Consider the following 15,386-nt stretch of genomic DNA (forward strand, 5'->3'; position numbering starts at 1 on the left):
CGCTAACGTCGGGGCGTACCGGGCGAACCGGCCGTGGAGGGGCACCGTGGAGATCGAGAGCGACCAGTTGGTCGACGACTATCTGAGCCGGGTCGGCGATCTGGCCCAGCAGCGGCAGCTGCCGCCGAGCGACAGCGCGCGGCTCGTGTCGACGCTCCGGAACGAGATCGACCGCCGGCGCGCCACGTACGGCGAGGAGAGCCCGGCGGCGGTACGCGGGATCCTCGGCGCGCTGGGAACACCGGACGAGGTGGTGGAGCGGGCGGAGGACGGGACACCGGTGCCGCCGCGCTCCGAGGGCCAGGGGCCGGTAAGCCCCCGGCGCCCCTCCCCGCCCCCGCCGAAGCCTTCCCGGTCGTCGGCGTCGAAGCCGTCGAGGTCGCCGTCCCCGAAGCCCTCCCGGTCGTCGTCCCCCAAGCCGTCCCCGTCGGCCTCGAAGCCCTCCCGGTCGTCGTCCCCGAAGCCGTCCGCCTCGTCCTCGCCCGTCCCGATGCCCCGCAGGGGCGACGAACTACCGGGCGCGGGCGCCGGCATGGACCCGGACTGGTGGCGGACCGACGCCCTCAACGCCACCGACATCGACGTGACCGACGGGCTCCCGGGCTTCGTCGGCGGCATCGAGATGCCGGAGCTCTTCGAGCCCCCGGCCCCCGAGGTCGAGGAGGAGCCCGAGGACGAGGAGGCCGCGCCCGGCAGGTGGCGCCGAGTCGCCCGCGTCGTCCTGCGCCGCAAGGCCGCCCCCGCCCCCGACCAGGAGGCCGAGGCCGACGAGGAGCCGGCGGCCGCCCCCGCCCGCCCCCGGCTCGCGAACCCCTTCCTCCTGCTCGCCGCGCTGCTGCTCGTCGGCGGCGCCGTCTTCGGTTCGCTCGTCGCGCTCGCCGCCGGCTGGCTCCTCGCGTACGCCTCCCGCCGGCTCACCCCCGGCGAGGTCAAGGGCGCCGTCCTCGTCGTCCCCGGCCTCGCCGCCGCGACAGGTGTCGTCTGGCTGTGGGGCCGCGTCGAGGGCCGCTGGGGCGACCCGGTGGGCCCGGGCGGCGAGGCGATGAGCGCGGCGATCGCCGAGACCTGGCCGTGGGTCCTGCGGGGAGCGGCGGTCGCGTCGGCCCTGTTCCTGCTCTGGCGCTCCCGCAAGCACTGAGACGCAGCTACGACACGACGTCCGCCACCTCGGCGTCGGTCTCCTGGGCGAGGGTCATCGCGATCCACGCGATCCACACCTGTACGGGGTGAGATAGGGCTCGCCTCAGCGCAAGCAGCGTGTAAGCAGCACCCATTTTTCGAACACCGGGCCCCGAGGTCGACCACAATGGCCGCATGACGACCACCGAGCAGCCCCCGCAGCCCCCCTCGTCCCCGCTCACCGTCGGCTTCGACCTCGACCTGACGCTGATCGACACCCGCCCCGGCATCAAGGCGGCCTGGGAGGTCTTCGCGGCGGAGACCGGAGCCGAGATCGACGCGGACCTGGTCGTCTCGCGTCTCGGCCCGCCGCTCGAACAGGAGATGGCGCACTGGTTCCCCGAGGAGCACGTCCCCGAGATGGTGGTCCGCTACCGCGCGCTCTACCCGACGTACGCGATCGAGCCCTCGCACCCCATGCCGGGCGCCCGGGACGCGATCGAGGCCGTTCACGCGGCGGGCGGCCGCACGATCGTCGTCACCGCCAAGAACGGCCCGCACGCCGAACTGCACCTCGCGCACCTCGGCATCGAACCCCACGCCGTCGCCGGCGGCCTCTGGGCCGAGGGCAAGGCCGAGGCCCTGCGCGCCCACGGCGCCCGGGTGTACGTGGGCGACCACGTCGGCGACGTCCGCGGCGCCGCCACGGCGGGCGCCCTGTCGGTGGCCGTCGCGACCGGCCCCTGCGCCCCCGACGAGCTGCGCGCGGCCGGCGCGGACGTCGTCCTCACGGACCTGACGGACTTCCGTGCCTGGTGGGAGAGCTACCGCGGCTGAGCCGGAGCGGCCGAACCCTCCCGGGCCTGCCGCCGCTGGGCCGCGATCGACCGCAGCACCCCGGCGGCGGCGACGGCGAATCCGACCCCCATGAGCATGGAGACGGTGTACGCGACGGTGGGGAACGGATCGGTCCCCAGGAAGAGCGGAGCCACCGTGACCAGCGTCGCCACCGCACCGACGGCGAAGAGGACGACACCGGCCTTGACGAGGCCGTCACCCGGGGCACTGTCGTTCACCGGTACGGCAGGGGTTTCACTACGCATCCAGTCAGGGTAGTTCCCAGGCCGTACGAACACTTCGGCGGCGTCTTGTCAGCGGCCCCCGGAGCACTAGCCTTGGTGCCGGCGGGTCGGGCGACCCGCCGTTTGCCATCCCCAGCGACGAGTACGAGGACGAGGACAGACGTGCCTACCGGCAAGGTCAAATGGTTCAACCCCGAGAAGGGCTTCGGCTTTCTCTCCCGCGACGACGGCGGTGACGTCTTCGTCCACTCGTCGGTGCTCCCTGCCGGAGTCGACGCACTGAAGCCCGGCCAGCGAGTCGAGTTCGGAGTCGTCGCCGGTCAGCGCGGCGACCAGGCGCTCTCCGTGACGATCCTCGACCCGACCCCGTCCGTCGCCGCGGCGCAGCGCCGTAAGCCCGACGAACTGGCGTCCATCGTGCAGGACCTGACGACGCTCCTGGAGAACATCACGCCGGCCCTGGAGCGCGGCCGCTACCCCGAGAAGACCCAGGGCAAGAAGATCGCCGGTCTGCTGCGGGCGGTCGCCGACCAGCTCGACGTGTAGGACCGGGCCCCGGACCCGGGTACGGGGACGTGCCCGGGCCTGACCCGGGTCACGGGAACGGGCCCGGTTCTACGGGAACGGACCCGGACCCGGTTCTACGGGAACGACAGCGCGTCCGGGCCGAAGGGCGGTACGAGTCCCTCGGCCGCGGCGCGGGTGAGCAGCCCGCGGATCGCCGCGTAGCCGTGCTCGCCCAGGTCGGCCGTGAACTCGTTCACGTAGAGACCGATGTGCTGGTCGGCCACCTTCGGGTCCATCTCCTGGGCGTGCTCCAGGACGTACGGCCGGGAGGCCGTCGGATCGTCCCAGGCCATCCGCACGGACGTTCGGGCCGACTCCGCGAGCAGCCGCAGGGTCTCCTCGCCCAGGGAGCGGCGGGCGACGATCGCGCCGAGCGGGATCGGGAGCCCGGTCGTCGCCTCCCAGTGCTCGCCCATGTCGGCGAGGGAGTGCAGGCCATAGCTCTGGTACGTGAAGCGGGCCTCGTGGATGACGAGTCCCGCGTCGACCTTGCCGTCGCGCACGGCGGGCATGATCTCGTGGAACGGCATGACGACGACGTTCCCGACGCCTCCCGGCACGGTCTCGGCCGCCCACAGCCGGAAGAGGAGATAGGCGGTCGAGCGCTCGCTCGGCACCGCGACCGTCTTCCCCGCGAGCTCCGACCCCGTGCCCTCCTCGCGGGTCAGCACGAGCGGCCCGCAGCCCCGGCCGAGGGCGCCGCCGCAGGGCAGCAGCGCGTACTCGTCGAGGATCCACGGCAGCACGGCGTACGAGACCTTCAGGACGTCGTGGTCGTCGGCGCCGCCCTCCGCCCAGCCGTTGGTGACGTCGATGTCGGCGAAGGTCACGTCGAGCCGGGGCGCGCCCGGGACGCGGCCGTGCGCCCAGGCGTCGAAGACGAAGGTGTCGTTCGGGCAGGGCGAGTAGGCGATCTTCAGTTTCACTTCGCCTCCACGAAGACGGTGGGGTTCATGAAGACGGCGGGGCCCAGCAGGGCGAACGCCTGCCGGAGGGAGTCCAGGGCCTCACCGATGCGCCAGGCGGCGCGGTCGCGCGGGCCGACGGCGTTCGACACGGCCCGGATCTCGACGACGGGCACCCCGTACGCGGCGGCGGCCTCGGCGACCCCGAAGCCCTCCATCGCCTCGGCGGCGGCGGCCGGGTGGCGCGCGGCCAGCTCGGCGGCGCGCCCGGCGGTGCCGGTGACGGTCGAGACGGTGAGGACGGGCGCGACGGTGTGCGGCCGGTCGCCGGCGCGCAGCGCGGCGGAGAGCGGGCCGGTCAGGGAGGGCGGTACGGGGTGGGTGGACCGTCCGAAGCCGAGCTCCTCGACGGCGAGGTACCCGTCGGGGGTCTCCGCACCGAGGTCGGCGGCGACGATCGCCCCGGAGACCACGACGGTGCCGATCGGCGCGTGCGGCGCGAACCCGCCGGCGATCCCGGCGGAGACGACGAGGTCGTACGGGGTGCCGGAGCCCGCCCCGGTCAGCGAGGCGTGCGCGAGCGCCGTCCCGGTCGCCGCGGCCACGGCCGCGGGCCCGACCCCGCCCACGAGGAGATCCACCCCGCCGGCGTGGCGGCGCAGAGCGAGGCCACCCGGGAGCGACAGGGGCTCCCAGGCGGTCTCCGGGGCTGTCTCCGGGGCATCGGGACCGAGGCCGGCGGCGACGGAGTCGGCCTCCGCCGCCACGGCCGTCACGATCAGGATCCGGTGGACCACCGGTGGATCAGGATTCCTTCTTCAGCTGGAAGTGCCAGATGCCGGTCAGCTTCTTGCCGGTGTTCTCGACGATGGTCACCTGGGTCTGGTCGGTGGCCTCGCCGGTCTGGCTGGAGAAGAAGGCGCTGGCCGGAATGGTCCGGTACGTCTTCTTGTACGGCTCGGGCTCGGCCTGCTGGCCGCCGAGGAAGATCGTCCAGCCGTTGTCCGCGATCTCGGGGTCGACCCCGAAGCGGATCTTGTCGTCCATCGCGACGGTGATGGACTTCTCGGCCTTCTTGTTGAGGCACTGCTGGATCTGCGACTCCTTGATGGCGTCGCCGTCGTTGTAGCAGGCGGCCTCGGAGTGGACCGAGTCGGTCCCGACCGTCACGGTCGCGATCGGAGTCGGCTTGTCGCAGGCGGAGAGAACGAGGAGCCCGGCGGAGACGGCCCCGAGGGCGACGGCGGCCCGGCGGCGCGAGCCGGAAAAGAACGCAACGGTCATGAGCCGAAGGCTATCGGGCCGCCGCGCCCGCGCCACGCGGGGGTACGGCGTGCCGCCGCTCCGTGACCTCGGCCCGGGCCGCCACGGATGGCCACGAGGCCTCGGGCGGGCCGCCACGGACGGCCGCGAGGCCTCGGGCGGGGCCTCCGCAGATCTCCGAGGCGCCTCGGGCGAGCCCCCGCGGAACGGTCACGGGACCTTGGGCGAGGCCTGCGCGGAACGGCGACGGGATCTCGCGTGAGGCCTCCGTAGATCTACGCGGCGCCTCGGGCGAGCCCTGCGCAGACGGCAGCCCGGGCCCTCGGGAGTCGTGTGCCTACGCCACCCGCGTCTTCGGGCGGCCCTGCGGCCCCGGTGGGCCCTTGCGCTGGCGGGCCGCCGTCAGCAGGCCGCGGACCGCGAGGAGAGCGCCCACCGCGAGGATCCCCGCCGCGACGGCCATGCCGAGCGTGCCGTTCAGCGGCAGCGAGATGCCGATGGCCCCGCCCACCACCCACGCCATCTGCAGCGCCGTCTCCGAGCGGGCGAACGCGGACGTCCGCACCACCTCCGGTACGTCCCGCTGGATCAGCGCGTCGAGTGACAGCTTCGACAGGGCCTGGGTGAGGCCCGCGACCGCAACGAGGACGGCGACCATCAGACCGCCGAAGAAGATCGCCGTGACGATCGCCGTACTGCACACGACGCAGATCATCGTGGCGATGATCACCTCGGGCCCGTGGCCCCGGTCGCGCAGGAGCGAGCCGGCCGCGGTGCCGCACGCGTTCCCCACGCCCGCCGCCACGCCCACGATCGCCAGCGAGACGGCGGGACTCTGCCCCGAGAGGGGATGATCGCGCAGCAGGAACGCCAGGAAGAAGATCAGGAATCCCGACAGCATGCGCTGCGCCGAGTTCGCCTCCAGACCGTGCAGCACCGAAGGGCCGACCGTCCGCAGGCTCGGCTTCCGCTCGCCGTGCGTCAGCAGGTGCGCCCGCCGCTCACCCTTCGCCGAGTCCACCTTGGGCGGCATCCGCAACGCCCAGAACGTGCCGAGCAGGAACAGCGCACACGCCCCGTACAGCGGCCACCTGGGCCCGATCAGCTGGAGCCCCGCACCGATGGGCGCGGCGATCCCGGTGGCGAGCAGCCCCGCCAGGGTGACCCGGGAGTTCGCCTTCACGAGGGAGAACTTCGGTGGGAGCAGGCGCGGGACGACCGCGCTGCGCACCACCCCGTACGCCTTCGAGGCGACCAGGACCCCCAGCGCCGCCGGGTAGAGCTCCAGGCCGCCGGTGGCGACCGCGCCCGACATCATGATCGCGAGGACCGCGCGGGTCAGCATCGCGCCCGCCATCGCCGCGCGCCTGCCGTGCGGGATGCGGTCCAGGAGCGGGCCGATCACCGGGGCGAGCAGGGTGAAGGGGGCCATCGTGACGGCGAGGTAGAGCGCGACGCGGCCGCGGGCCTCGTCGGTCGGTACGGAGAAGAACACGGTGGAGGCGAGGGCGACGGTGATCATGACGTCCCCGGCGCCGTTCACGGCGTGCAGCTCGATGAGTTTGCCGAGCCCCGACTCGCCCGCGCCGTGGGCGTGGGTGGCCTTCCGGATGCCTTTCGCCGTCCCGGTGAAGGGCAGGTGCAGGGCGCGTCCCACCGACCGGCCCGCTCGGCGGAGCGGTCCGGCATGATCTTCGGATCGTGCAGGAGACCGTGCGGCTGCCACTCCGTCATAGTGCCCCACCGGCGCGCCGGACGAACCGTGGCACGGCGACGGAGGCGCTCACGAACTTCCCCCGATCACATGCCCGGCCCGGCGGGGTGGCCCCCGATCCCATGCCCGGACCGCCCGTGACCCGGGGCCTGCGAGGGGTCCGTGAGGGGGACGCCGGGGGTCTGCGAAGGGTCCGCGAGGGGTGCGCCGGGGGTCTGCGAGGGCCCGCCGGGGGGCCGTCGGCGCCCCGCGGACCGTCCGCGATCCGGGCCACTTGGGGCGGGCAGGTGGGCGGAGGCCCGCGAACGGGGTAGCGTGCGTAGCGCGTCACCGGCGGAAGCTCTCGGCCGCGCGCCTCTTCGGCATCCCGCAGAATGGATGGCGATAGGTGTGCCCGAGACATGCGAGACAAGTCGGGTGCGGACGTCGATGCGGCCCCCTGGTCCGCTCCGCCCGCCGCCCGTGGCTTCGCTCCCGCCCCTCGGCCGGCGCACCCGTGAGACGGCGTAGGAGAGAAGCGAGACCTGTGAGTGCTGCGACGACGCGAAGCGGTACCCCGCGTACCCCGCGAGCCACGCGTACCCCCGACCGCCTGTGCGTCGAGGCGGTAGCCCTCGCCCGGGAGGCCGCCGAGGAGGCGGCCGCGCCCGGCATCGTGGGCGCACACGTCGAGGTCGTCGCGGAGGGCGACCGCGTCGTCACGCACTTCTTCGAGTGCAAGGAGCCCGGCTACCGCGGCTGGCGCTGGGCGGTGACCGTCACCCGCGCCTCCCGCGCCAAGAACGTCACGCTTGACGAAACCGTCCTGCTGCCCGGCGCCGACGCCCTCCTCGCCCCCGAGTGGGTGCCGTGGAGCGAGCGCCTGCGCCCCGGCGACATGGGACCGGGCGACCTGCTCCCCACCGAGCAGGACGACCTGCGCCTGGAGCCCGGCTACACGGGCGAGGACGCGCCGCCGCCGAACTCGGCGGTCTCGGAGGAGCTGGCGGACCACCTCGACGTCGAGGACGCCGAGATCGTCCCCCGTATCCCCACGCGGGGCACGGTCGCCTCGGTCGCCGAGGAGCTCGGCATGCGCCGGGCCCGGGTCCTCTCCCGGTACGGCCTGCACGTGGCCGCCGACCGCTGGGACGAGGCCTTCGGCGCGAAGACCCCGATGGCACAGGCGGCGCCCGCCACCTGCGAGTCCTGCGCCTTCCTGATGCCGATCGCCGGCTCCCTGAAGCAGGCCTTCGGAGTCTGCGCCAACGAGTTCTCCCCGGCGGACGGCCGGGTCGTCTCCCTCGCCTACGGCTGCGGCGGGCACTCGGAGGCCGCGATCATGCCGAAGCCCCCGCGCCCGGCGCCCCCGGTCCACGACTCGATGGCGACGGACGCCTTCCCGCTCCGCCCGGCCAAGGACTCCGGCTCGACGACGGAGCCCGACGACTCCTCCGAGGACCTCGGCCACTCGTAGCCCCCAGGGGCGTCCGGGGTGTGCTTCCGCGCGCCCCGGGGCCGGGACGTGCCCCGGCGGCCGGGGCAGGGCGGAGCGCGGTACCTTTCGGGCCCCGGACCTTCGGGTCCGGCAGCGTCACCGCCCGATGATCGCCCAGATCACCGCCCCGCAGAGTGGAGTCAGACGTGAGCGTCAGCGTCCGGACGACGACCGACGGAACCGATCCCTTCGGCACCGCACGGCTGCGGCGGGGAGTGCTCGACGCCTGGGGCGCCTCGCCCGCCCGGTTCCGGGAGGACGCCAACGCCGAGGAGGACCTCGCGCTCGGCGGCTACCGCGACCGGCTCGTCGTCGAACTGGCCCAGAACGCCGCCGACGCCGCCCACCGCGCCGGGGTCACCGGCCGGCTGCGGCTCACCCTGCACCCCGCGGACCACGAGGGCCCGGCGATCCTCGCCGCCGCCAACACCGGCGCCCCGCTGGACGCCGCCGGCGCCGAGTCGCTCTCCACGCTCCGCGCCTCCGCCAAGCGCGAGCAGGGCGCCGGAGCCGTCGGCCGCTTCGGTGTCGGCTTCGCCGCCGTCCTCGCGGTCAGCGACGAGCCCGCCGTCCTCGGCCGCCACGGCGGCGTCCGCTGGTCCCTCGCGGAGGCCCGCGAACTCGCCGCGGAAGCCGCCCGGTACAGCCCCGGCCTGGGCGACGAACTGCGCCGCCGCGACGGCCACGTACCCCTCCTGCGTCTTCCGCTGCCCGCCGAGGGCACCGCCCCCGACGGCTACGACACGGTCGTCGTCCTCCCGCTGCGCGACTCCGCCGCCCGCGACCTGGCCGGGCGGCTCCTCGACGCGGTCGACGACGCCCTGCTCCTCACCCTGCCCGGTCTCGCGGAGATCGTGGTGGAGACGGCCGAGGGCGTACGGACCCTCCACCGGTCCGAGGAGGACGGCTACGTCCGCATCGACGACACGGCGACCGGCACGCACCGCTGGCGGACCGTCTCGCACGCCGGGCCCCTCGCCGCCGAACTCCTCAAGGACCGCCCGGTGGAGGAGCGGCTCCGCCCCCACTGGTCCGTCACCTGGGCCGTACCCGTGGACGGCGAGGGCGCCCCGCGCCACCCCCGCACCGAGCCCGTCGTGCACGCCCCGACGCCCACCGACGAGCCGCTCGGCCTCCCCGCCCTGCTGATCGCCTCCCTGCCGCTGGACACCGCCCGCCGCCACCCGGCGCCCGGCCCGCTCACCGACTTCCTGGTGCAGCGCGCGGCCGACGCGTACGCCGAACTCCTCGCCGAATGGCAGCCGGTGACGACCGCCACCCTCGACCTGGTGCCGGGGCCGCTCGGCAAGGGCCCGCTCGACGGGGCGCTGCGCGAGGCCATCCTGGACCGGCTGCCCAGGGTCGCGTTCCTGGCCCCCGCCGCCCCCTCCGAGGAGCTCCCGGCCCTCCGCCCGATCGAGGCCGAGGTCGCGGAGGGCGCGGGCGCGGAGACCGTCGACGTCCTCGCGGAGGTCTTCCCGACGCTTCTCCCGGCCGGCCTGGAGCGGCGGCCCGAGCTGCGGACCCTCGGCGTGGGCCGGGTGCCGCTGACGGAGGCGATGGACCGGCTGGCCGGTGTGGACCGCGCCCCGTCCTGGTGGTGGCGCCTGTACGACTCCCTCGCCGGCGTCGACCCCGACCGCCTGAGCGGCCTCCCGGTGCCGCTCGCGGAGGCCCCCGGGGGCGACGGCCGGATCCGTACGACCATCGGCCCCCGCCAGGTCCTCCTGCCGCAGGACCGGACCCCCGCCGAGCTGACCCGCCTCGGGCTGAAGGTGGCCCACCCGGAGGCGGCGCACCCGCTCCTGGAGAAGCTGGGCGCCCTGCCCGCCACGCCCCGCGCGGTCCTCACGACCCCGCAGGTGCGGGCGGCGGTCGCCGCCTCCCTCGACGCGGGCGAGATCTGGGACGAGGACGCGGACGCGCTGGACGCGGACGAGCTCGCGGAGACGGTCCTCGGGCTGGTCCGGGACGCGGAGCTCGGCCCGGGCGAGGAGCCCTGGCTCGGCGGACTCGCCCTCCCCGACGAGGACGGCGAACTCTCCCCGGCGGGCGAGCTGGTGCTGCCGGGCTCGGCCTTCGCCGCCGTCATGCGCGAGGACGAACTCGCCTACGTCGACGCCGAGCTGGCCGCCCGCTGGGGCGAACAGCCGCTGGCCGCCTGTGGAGTCCTCGCCACCTTCGCGCTCGTCCGCGCGACCGACCTGGTCCTCGACCCGGACGAGGTCGAGCCCCGCGAGGGCGACTACCCGGAGCCGGACGACGCGGGCCTCCTCGACGCGGTCGACGTGTGGTGCGAGGACGTCCTCGACCGGCTGCCGGAAGCACCGGTGCCGCCGGTGGCGACGGAGATCGTGGCGGTACGGGACCTGGACCTCGTCGACGACGACGCCTGGCCCCAGGCGCTCGCCCTGCTCGCCGTGCCGCCCCTCCGGGACGCCCTCACCCAGCCCGTACGGATCCTCCTGCCGGACGGCACGACGGAGACGGTCCGCTCGTACACGGCATGGTGGCTCCGGGACCACCCGGTCCTGGACGGCCGCCGCCCGGCGGGACTCCGCGCGGAGGGCTCGGACCCCCTCCTCGCCGGCCTGTACGACTCCGCCGACGCGACCGGCTTCGACGACGAGCAGGTCCTGCGGGCGCTCGGCGTCCGCACCTCGGTCACGGCGCTCCTGGAGGAGCCGGGCGGCGCGGCGGAACTCCTGACCCGCCTCGCGGACCCGGCCCGCGAGGTCACGGCACCCCAGCTGCACGCCCTCTACACGGCGCTCGCGGACCTGGACCCGGAGCAGGTGACCCTCCCGGACGAGCTGCGCGCGGTCGTGGACGGGGAGCTGGTGGTGGTGGACGCGGCGGAGGCCCTGGTGGCCGACGCCCCGGACCTCCTCCCCCTCACGGGCGACGTCCCGCTCCTCCCGGTCGCCCCGTCCCGCGCGGCCGACCTGGCGGAGCTGTTCCAGGTGCGGCGCCTGAGCGAGGCGTACGAGGCGGAGGTGACGACGGTCGGCGAGGAGCACGAGGTCCCGCCCTCGGTCCACGCCCTCCTCGGCCCGGCGACCCCGTCCTCGTACATCGAGCACGAGGAACTCCGCGCGGGGGGCGTCGAACTGGACTGGCGCCTCACACCGGACGGCGTCCTCCACGCGGCCACGCTGGAGGGCGTGGCGGCGGGCCTGGCCTGGGCGGCCTCCCAATGGCCCCGCCGCTTCGAGGTGGCAGCCCTCCTGGAGGACCCGTCCCGCACGTCGGAACTGGCGAGGGACCGCTGGTTCGACTGAGGGGGTCGTGGGGGCGGGGCGGGGGTCCTGGGGACCGTGACCTCGAACTCCACCGGCAACCTCCGGGCCTCCGTCACGGCCACGGCCGACGGCTACTACCGCTGGAAGTACACGGCCCCGTACTGGGTCGCGCCCTCCATCTCCGTCACCGACTACGTCGACGTGCGCTGACGGCCGCAGCTTCATCGCACCCACCGGCGGCGCCGGTGGGTGTGCTCGGTCGGCTCGGCCAGGTGATGGTCTGAGCCTCCGGGGCGACCGTGATCCGGAAGCGGACGGGGTCCGGTGCCCCGTCCCGCCGCCGGCGGGTCATTGCTCGGCCGCGCGCGCCGGTGATTCGGCGGGTGGCAATGCCGGGAGTCCGGCGGGTTGGAGGGCGGCCTGTACGTTGTCCGCCGAGGTCGTCCATTCGATGCCGTTCTTGGGCCGGATGTGAGCGACGCGGACCACGCGGCCGTCGGTGTGCAGCTCGTGAGTCACCGCCGTCAGCTCCCCCTCACCGCGGCTGGCGATGTCGCGGACCCGCTTGTGGAGCAGGGGGTGTTGCTCGTACCCGTCGTGGCCGACCGCGTTCACGTCTTCACCTCCGGGAGGATTTCGCCGGCCTCGGCCCGCCGCATGAACCTCGCCCAGCCGGCCGCCGCGCGCATCCGGAGCGCCCGGCTCGGCGCACCCGGCGCCGCCTCAGGGGCATTGAACCTCCGTCCGCTGGAACCAGGTGTTCGGCGGGGCAGGTCAGGCGTACTCATACCGCTTGCTCCTCTCGCGATGACGTGATGGTCAGTCAACTGGTCGACACAGAGCGTGAGTACTGTTGAGGTCGTAGCGGACCGTGAAAGCCGTGAAAGTTCAGGGGGGTCGCCATGTCGGCACGTACACCGAACGTCGCGTTAGCCGCTCTCTTCAAGGAAACCGGATGGTCGAGGGGCCAGTTCGTCCGTGCCATCGCCCGCGTGGGTGCCGAAGTCGGTATCCCGTTCCAGTACGACGAATCCGCGGTGCCGCACTGGCTGGCAGGCACGCTTCCGCGGAAGCCGGTTCGCCCGCTGGTTCTGGAGGCGCTTGCGCGCAGGCTCGGCCGTCCCGTCAGCCTGTACGCGGCGGGATTTGCTCATTCGGCCGAGGATTCCGTGGGCGCTCCGGATACCGTGGCCGGACTTGCCGATCTCGGGAGTGCGGACATGGACCCATCACGCAGGAGCGTGCTCGGGGCGGGGGTCTATTCGGCTGCCGCCATCATCCCGGGGTGGCCGGATGTGCGGGACCGGTTGGGGAAGGTTCAGGCCGACCCCCACACGCGGATCGGGCATCCCGAGGTTGCGGCGATCATCGCCATGACCGGGCACATCAGCGATCTCGACGACAAGTTCGGCGGCCGGATGGCCCGGCCCATGGCAGCGGCCTTCCTCGTGAACACGATCGTTTCCGCGCTTCGAGCGACGGCCTCCGACGACGTGAAGAACGCCCTGCGGTCGGCGGCTGCCGATCACTGCTATCTGACCGGATACATGGCGATGGACGAGCGGAAGGACGGCCTGGCCCAGCAGTACTACACCAAGGCCCTCGAACTGGCCGGCGCGGCGGGTGACCATCTGACCTACTGCACGACCCTGCGCGGGATGAGCGTGCAGGCCGTCGACCTCGGTCACGGACCCCTCGCCGCGCGACTGGCGGACGCCGCCGCTGCCGCCTCACCGCAGGCTGGTCCCCGCATGGTCGCGTTCCTCACGGGGCAGCAGGCCCATGCTGCCGCGCAGACCGGGGACCGGGTGGGGGCTCTGATGCGTCTCAAGGAGGCGGAGAGGTCCATGGACAGGGCGGAGTCGCGGGCGAAGGCGTTCGGGTCCTACGACCCGTCCGCGCTGAATTACCATGTGGGTCAGGTCCGTTACGAACTCGGTGACGTCGACGGTTCGATCGAGTCCTTGGAGCTGGCCGACCGTCTGCGCGAGCCCGTCTACCGTCGCACTCGGGTCCGGTACAACGCGATGCTCGCGGAACGGAAGCTGGAGATCGGGCGTCTGGAAGAGGCGTGCGTCGACTGGAACCGCGTCCTGGACGACTACCCGCACGTACAGTCGGGCCGGTGCGACGACCGGGTGATGACAATGCTCTCGGGGCTTCGCCCACACCTCGGAAACGCCCGCGCGCGCGAGCTCTTCGAGCGCGGTCGGCCGATGATGCGGGGAGCGGGACCTGTCTGACCGAGACGGCGCCCCGGGAATCGCTCCGCGAACTCTCCACCGCGCATGACGTTTTGCGTGAAAGTACCTGAGAACCGGAGGTCACCACATGGCAGACGAGACGGCGAACGCGCAGGGCACGGCCGGGTTCATCTTCGAGATGGGGGTGCTCAAGAACGCCAAGCGCACCGGGTGGTGGTTCACCGGAAACAACAACCCCGAGTCGATCGCCGAGCACTCGTTCCGCGTGGGTGTCATCGGTGCCGTGCTCGCCATGATGGAGGGCGTGGACCCCGCCAAGGTCGCCTTGATGTGCCTGTTCCACGACACGCAGGAGACCCGGATCGGGGACATCCCGCACATCGGCCGCCGCTACATCGACGCCGCGACGAACCAGACGGTCACCGCGGATCAGGTGTCCGCCGCGCATCCCGCCGTGAAGGCCGGGGTCCAGCGGGTCGTCGACGAGTACGAGGCCGACACCCCCGAGGCGATCGTCGCCAAGGACGCGGACAAGCTGGAGTGCCTCGTGCAGGCCGTGGAGTACCGGGCGCAGGGCAACACTCTGGTCCAGGACTGGATCGACACCTCCCTCAACAGCCTCAAGACGGCGTCCGCGCAGGCCCTCGCCGAGGCCGCGCTCACCATGTCGCCGCTGGAGTGGCGCAAGACCTTCCTGGGCTGATCCCGAGGCCCCCGCCGGGGCGCGCCCGGCCACGCCCCGGCGGGGCACGTCGCCCCTTTAAGTAATGGGAAAAGAACTCCCCAACCCACCCCTCCCGCTCCCCAACTGGCCTTGCCACACGTTCGGGTGAAGGAGCGTCCGGAGTGCGGACGGATGCGGTACGGTCGGCCGCAACAACGGCATATGCAGCTCGGCCCCCGACAGGACTGGCATCCTGGCGAGGGCCTGACCAAGTAGGAAGTAACGCTTCCCAATGGCTTATCCGCAGTCTAACGCGGCCGTGTCCGCGCGCCCCGTTCCGTTCGAGATTCCCGCCGACGCGCCCCGCTCCGGGGTGATCCGGGTCCGGTTCCGGCATACCGACCGGTTCACGATCGTGGGGAACCACCTCGCCCAGCATCCGTCCCTGTCGGCCGTGGCGATCGGCCTCGGGGTGTACATCCAGTCGCTGCCCGAGGGCGCCGACGTCACCGTGAAGACGCTCACCAACCGCTTCACGGAGGGTGAGATCACCGTCCGTCGAGCCCTCAACGAGCTGGTCGTGGAAGGCTACTTGGAGCGGCATCGGGTGGCCCTTGGGGGTGGGCGGTTCGCCACGCGGATCGTGTCGTACGACAAGCCCGGGTGCGGCTTGCCTGCACGGCGAGCGGAAGTGCCTGTCCCGCCCGACGCCGACGCCGACGCCGAGTCCGAGCCGGAGGCCGTACAAGCAGTGGCCGACCCCGAACCCACCGCCCTCCCCGGGCCCGCCGCCGACCTGCTCGCGCGGCTTCGGACCGTCGATACCCGGCTGCTGCTGCCCTGGCGGGAGGTCCTGCGGCTCGCCCCCGCCGTCGACGAGTGGCTGGCCCGGGCCGCGACCCCGGCCCAGATCGTCCGTACCCTCACGGCCGCCCTGCCGCCCGCCCACGTACCCATCCACCACCCGGGCAGGTTCCTGGAGTACCGCCTCTCCGCCCTCCTCCCGCCCCCGCTCTCCGCCGGTCCGCCACCGCCGGCGGTCGAGGCGCCCGCGCCGCTGATCACCTGCGGCGGCTGCGATCGCGCCTTCCGCAGTCACGATCCCGACGCGAGCTGCGCGGACTGCCGCGGGGCCGCCTGAGCGGCGCC

The 15,386-nt window shown here is 73.6% G+C and carries 17 protein-coding genes; 9 read left to right on the forward strand and 8 right to left on the reverse strand.

What is annotated here, in order from left to right; translation table 11 throughout:
- Positions 1-78: 78 nt before the first annotated feature.
- Positions 79-534 carry a hypothetical protein gene (locus OG361_RS22845; RefSeq protein WP_405856286.1) on the reverse strand — a complete coding sequence of 152 codons (456 nt, stop codon included), beginning with the start codon at positions 532-534 and terminating at the stop codon, positions 79-81.
- Between OG361_RS22845 and OG361_RS22850 the strand changes: the two genes are divergently transcribed.
- Entirely contained in the window at positions 533-1,138 is a 606-nt protein-coding gene (locus tag OG361_RS22850) for a hypothetical protein (protein WP_405856288.1), read from the forward strand. The two genes, OG361_RS22845 and OG361_RS22850, sit on opposite strands and share 2 nt — an antisense overlap.
- A 7-nt stretch (positions 1,139-1,145) precedes the next feature.
- On the opposite strand, the gene OG361_RS22855 is transcribed toward OG361_RS22850, so the two are convergent.
- Positions 1,146-1,274 (reverse strand): hypothetical protein, encoded by a 129-nt coding sequence (locus OG361_RS22855; protein ID WP_405856290.1) that lies wholly within the window; start codon positions 1,272-1,274, stop codon positions 1,146-1,148.
- A 40-nt stretch (positions 1,275-1,314) separates the two neighbouring features.
- Between OG361_RS22855 and OG361_RS22860 the strand changes: the two genes are divergently transcribed.
- Positions 1,315-1,956: an HAD family hydrolase gene (locus OG361_RS22860; RefSeq protein WP_405856292.1), complete on the forward strand. Its 642-nt coding sequence runs from the start codon at positions 1,315-1,317 to the stop codon at positions 1,954-1,956.
- Here the strand turns inward: OG361_RS22860 and OG361_RS22865 are convergent.
- Positions 1,944-2,222 carry a hypothetical protein gene (locus OG361_RS22865; RefSeq protein ID WP_405856294.1) on the reverse strand — a complete coding sequence of 93 codons (279 nt, stop codon included), beginning with the start codon at positions 2,220-2,222 and terminating at the stop codon, positions 1,944-1,946. The genes OG361_RS22860 and OG361_RS22865 overlap by 13 nt on opposite strands.
- A 141-nt stretch (positions 2,223-2,363) precedes the next feature.
- On the opposite strand from OG361_RS22865, the gene OG361_RS22870 reads away from it, so the two are divergent.
- On the forward strand, positions 2,364-2,747 hold the full coding sequence (locus OG361_RS22870) for a cold-shock protein (RefSeq protein ID WP_405856296.1): 384 nt from the start codon (positions 2,364-2,366) through the stop codon (positions 2,745-2,747).
- A 95-nt stretch (positions 2,748-2,842) separates the two neighbouring features.
- On the opposite strand, the gene OG361_RS22875 is transcribed toward OG361_RS22870, so the two are convergent.
- The 4 genes from OG361_RS22875 to OG361_RS22890 form a co-directional block, all read right to left on the reverse strand.
- Positions 2,843-3,694, reverse strand: coding sequence for a 1,4-dihydroxy-6-naphthoate synthase (locus OG361_RS22875; protein WP_405856298.1), 852 nt, complete (start codon positions 3,692-3,694; stop codon positions 2,843-2,845).
- The gene (locus OG361_RS22880) at positions 3,691-4,470 is read right to left on the reverse strand and encodes a futalosine hydrolase (RefSeq protein ID WP_405856300.1); all 780 of its coding nucleotides are present in this window, start codon (positions 4,468-4,470) and stop codon (positions 3,691-3,693) included. The genes OG361_RS22875 and OG361_RS22880 overlap by 4 nt, the downstream gene beginning before the upstream one ends.
- A 7-nt stretch (positions 4,471-4,477) precedes the next feature.
- The gene (locus tag OG361_RS22885) at positions 4,478-4,957 is read right to left on the reverse strand and encodes a DUF2771 domain-containing protein (protein ID WP_405856302.1); all 480 of its coding nucleotides are present in this window, start codon (positions 4,955-4,957) and stop codon (positions 4,478-4,480) included.
- Between the two features lie 316 nt (positions 4,958-5,273).
- Positions 5,274-6,680 (reverse strand): MFS transporter, encoded by a 1,407-nt coding sequence (locus tag OG361_RS22890; protein WP_405856304.1) that lies wholly within the window; start codon positions 6,678-6,680, stop codon positions 5,274-5,276.
- A gap of 496 nt (positions 6,681-7,176) precedes the next feature.
- On the opposite strand from OG361_RS22890, the gene OG361_RS22895 reads away from it, so the two are divergent.
- From OG361_RS22895 to OG361_RS22905, 3 genes are all read left to right on the forward strand, one after another.
- Positions 7,177-8,106, forward strand: a complete 930-nt coding sequence (locus tag OG361_RS22895) for a DUF3027 domain-containing protein (protein WP_384569727.1) — start codon at positions 7,177-7,179, stop codon at positions 8,104-8,106.
- A 155-nt stretch (positions 8,107-8,261) separates the two neighbouring features.
- The gene (locus OG361_RS22900; protein WP_405856306.1) at positions 8,262-11,408 is read left to right on the forward strand and encodes a sacsin N-terminal ATP-binding-like domain-containing protein; all 3,147 of its coding nucleotides are present in this window, start codon (positions 8,262-8,264) and stop codon (positions 11,406-11,408) included.
- Positions 11,409-11,444: 36 nt separating this feature from the next.
- Positions 11,445-11,579: a hypothetical protein gene (locus OG361_RS22905; protein WP_405856308.1), complete on the forward strand. Its 135-nt coding sequence runs from the start codon at positions 11,445-11,447 to the stop codon at positions 11,577-11,579.
- Positions 11,580-11,717: 138 nt separating this feature from the next.
- On the opposite strand, the gene OG361_RS22910 is transcribed toward OG361_RS22905, so the two are convergent.
- Positions 11,718-11,984, reverse strand: a complete 267-nt coding sequence (locus OG361_RS22910) for a hypothetical protein (RefSeq protein ID WP_405856310.1) — start codon at positions 11,982-11,984, stop codon at positions 11,718-11,720.
- A gap of 287 nt (positions 11,985-12,271) precedes the next feature.
- Here OG361_RS22910 and OG361_RS22915 point away from each other — a divergent pair, with 287 nt between their 5' ends.
- From OG361_RS22915 to OG361_RS22925, 3 genes are all read left to right on the forward strand, one after another.
- Positions 12,272-13,612: a tetratricopeptide repeat protein gene (locus OG361_RS22915; protein ID WP_405856312.1), complete on the forward strand. Its 1,341-nt coding sequence runs from the start codon at positions 12,272-12,274 to the stop codon at positions 13,610-13,612.
- Positions 13,613-13,700: 88 nt separating this feature from the next.
- Positions 13,701-14,276, forward strand: a complete 576-nt coding sequence (locus OG361_RS22920) for an HD family hydrolase (RefSeq protein WP_405856314.1) — start codon at positions 13,701-13,703, stop codon at positions 14,274-14,276.
- A gap of 280 nt (positions 14,277-14,556) precedes the next feature.
- The gene (locus OG361_RS22925; RefSeq protein ID WP_405856316.1) at positions 14,557-15,378 is read left to right on the forward strand and encodes a hypothetical protein; all 822 of its coding nucleotides are present in this window, start codon (positions 14,557-14,559) and stop codon (positions 15,376-15,378) included.
- Positions 15,379-15,386: the final 8 nt, after the last annotated feature.

It is taken from the genome of Streptomyces sp. NBC_00090 (assembly GCF_045160815.1).
Lineage (GTDB): Bacteria > Actinomycetota > Actinomycetes > Streptomycetales > Streptomycetaceae > Streptomyces.

Bases quoted from the DNA above. Each gene is read 5' to 3' on its own strand.
- OG361_RS22850 (WP_405856288.1), top strand. From the start codon at position 533: ATGGACCCGGACTGGTGGCGGACCGACGCCCTCAACGCCACCGACATC.
- OG361_RS22845 (WP_405856286.1), bottom strand. From the start codon at position 534: ATGCCGGCGCCCGCGCCCGGTAGTTCGTCGCCCCTGCGGGGCATCGGG.
- OG361_RS22855 (WP_405856290.1), bottom strand. From the start codon at position 1,274: ATGGGTGCTGCTTACACGCTGCTTGCGCTGAGGCGAGCCCTATCTCAC.
- OG361_RS22860 (WP_405856292.1), top strand. From the start codon at position 1,315: ATGACGACCACCGAGCAGCCCCCGCAGCCCCCCTCGTCCCCGCTCACC.
- OG361_RS22865 (WP_405856294.1), bottom strand. From the start codon at position 2,222: ATGCGTAGTGAAACCCCTGCCGTACCGGTGAACGACAGTGCCCCGGGT.
- OG361_RS22885 (WP_405856302.1), bottom strand. From the start codon at position 4,957: ATGACCGTTGCGTTCTTTTCCGGCTCGCGCCGCCGGGCCGCCGTCGCC.
- OG361_RS22915 (WP_405856312.1), top strand. From the start codon at position 12,272: ATGTCGGCACGTACACCGAACGTCGCGTTAGCCGCTCTCTTCAAGGAA.
- OG361_RS22920 (WP_405856314.1), top strand. From the start codon at position 13,701: ATGGCAGACGAGACGGCGAACGCGCAGGGCACGGCCGGGTTCATCTTC.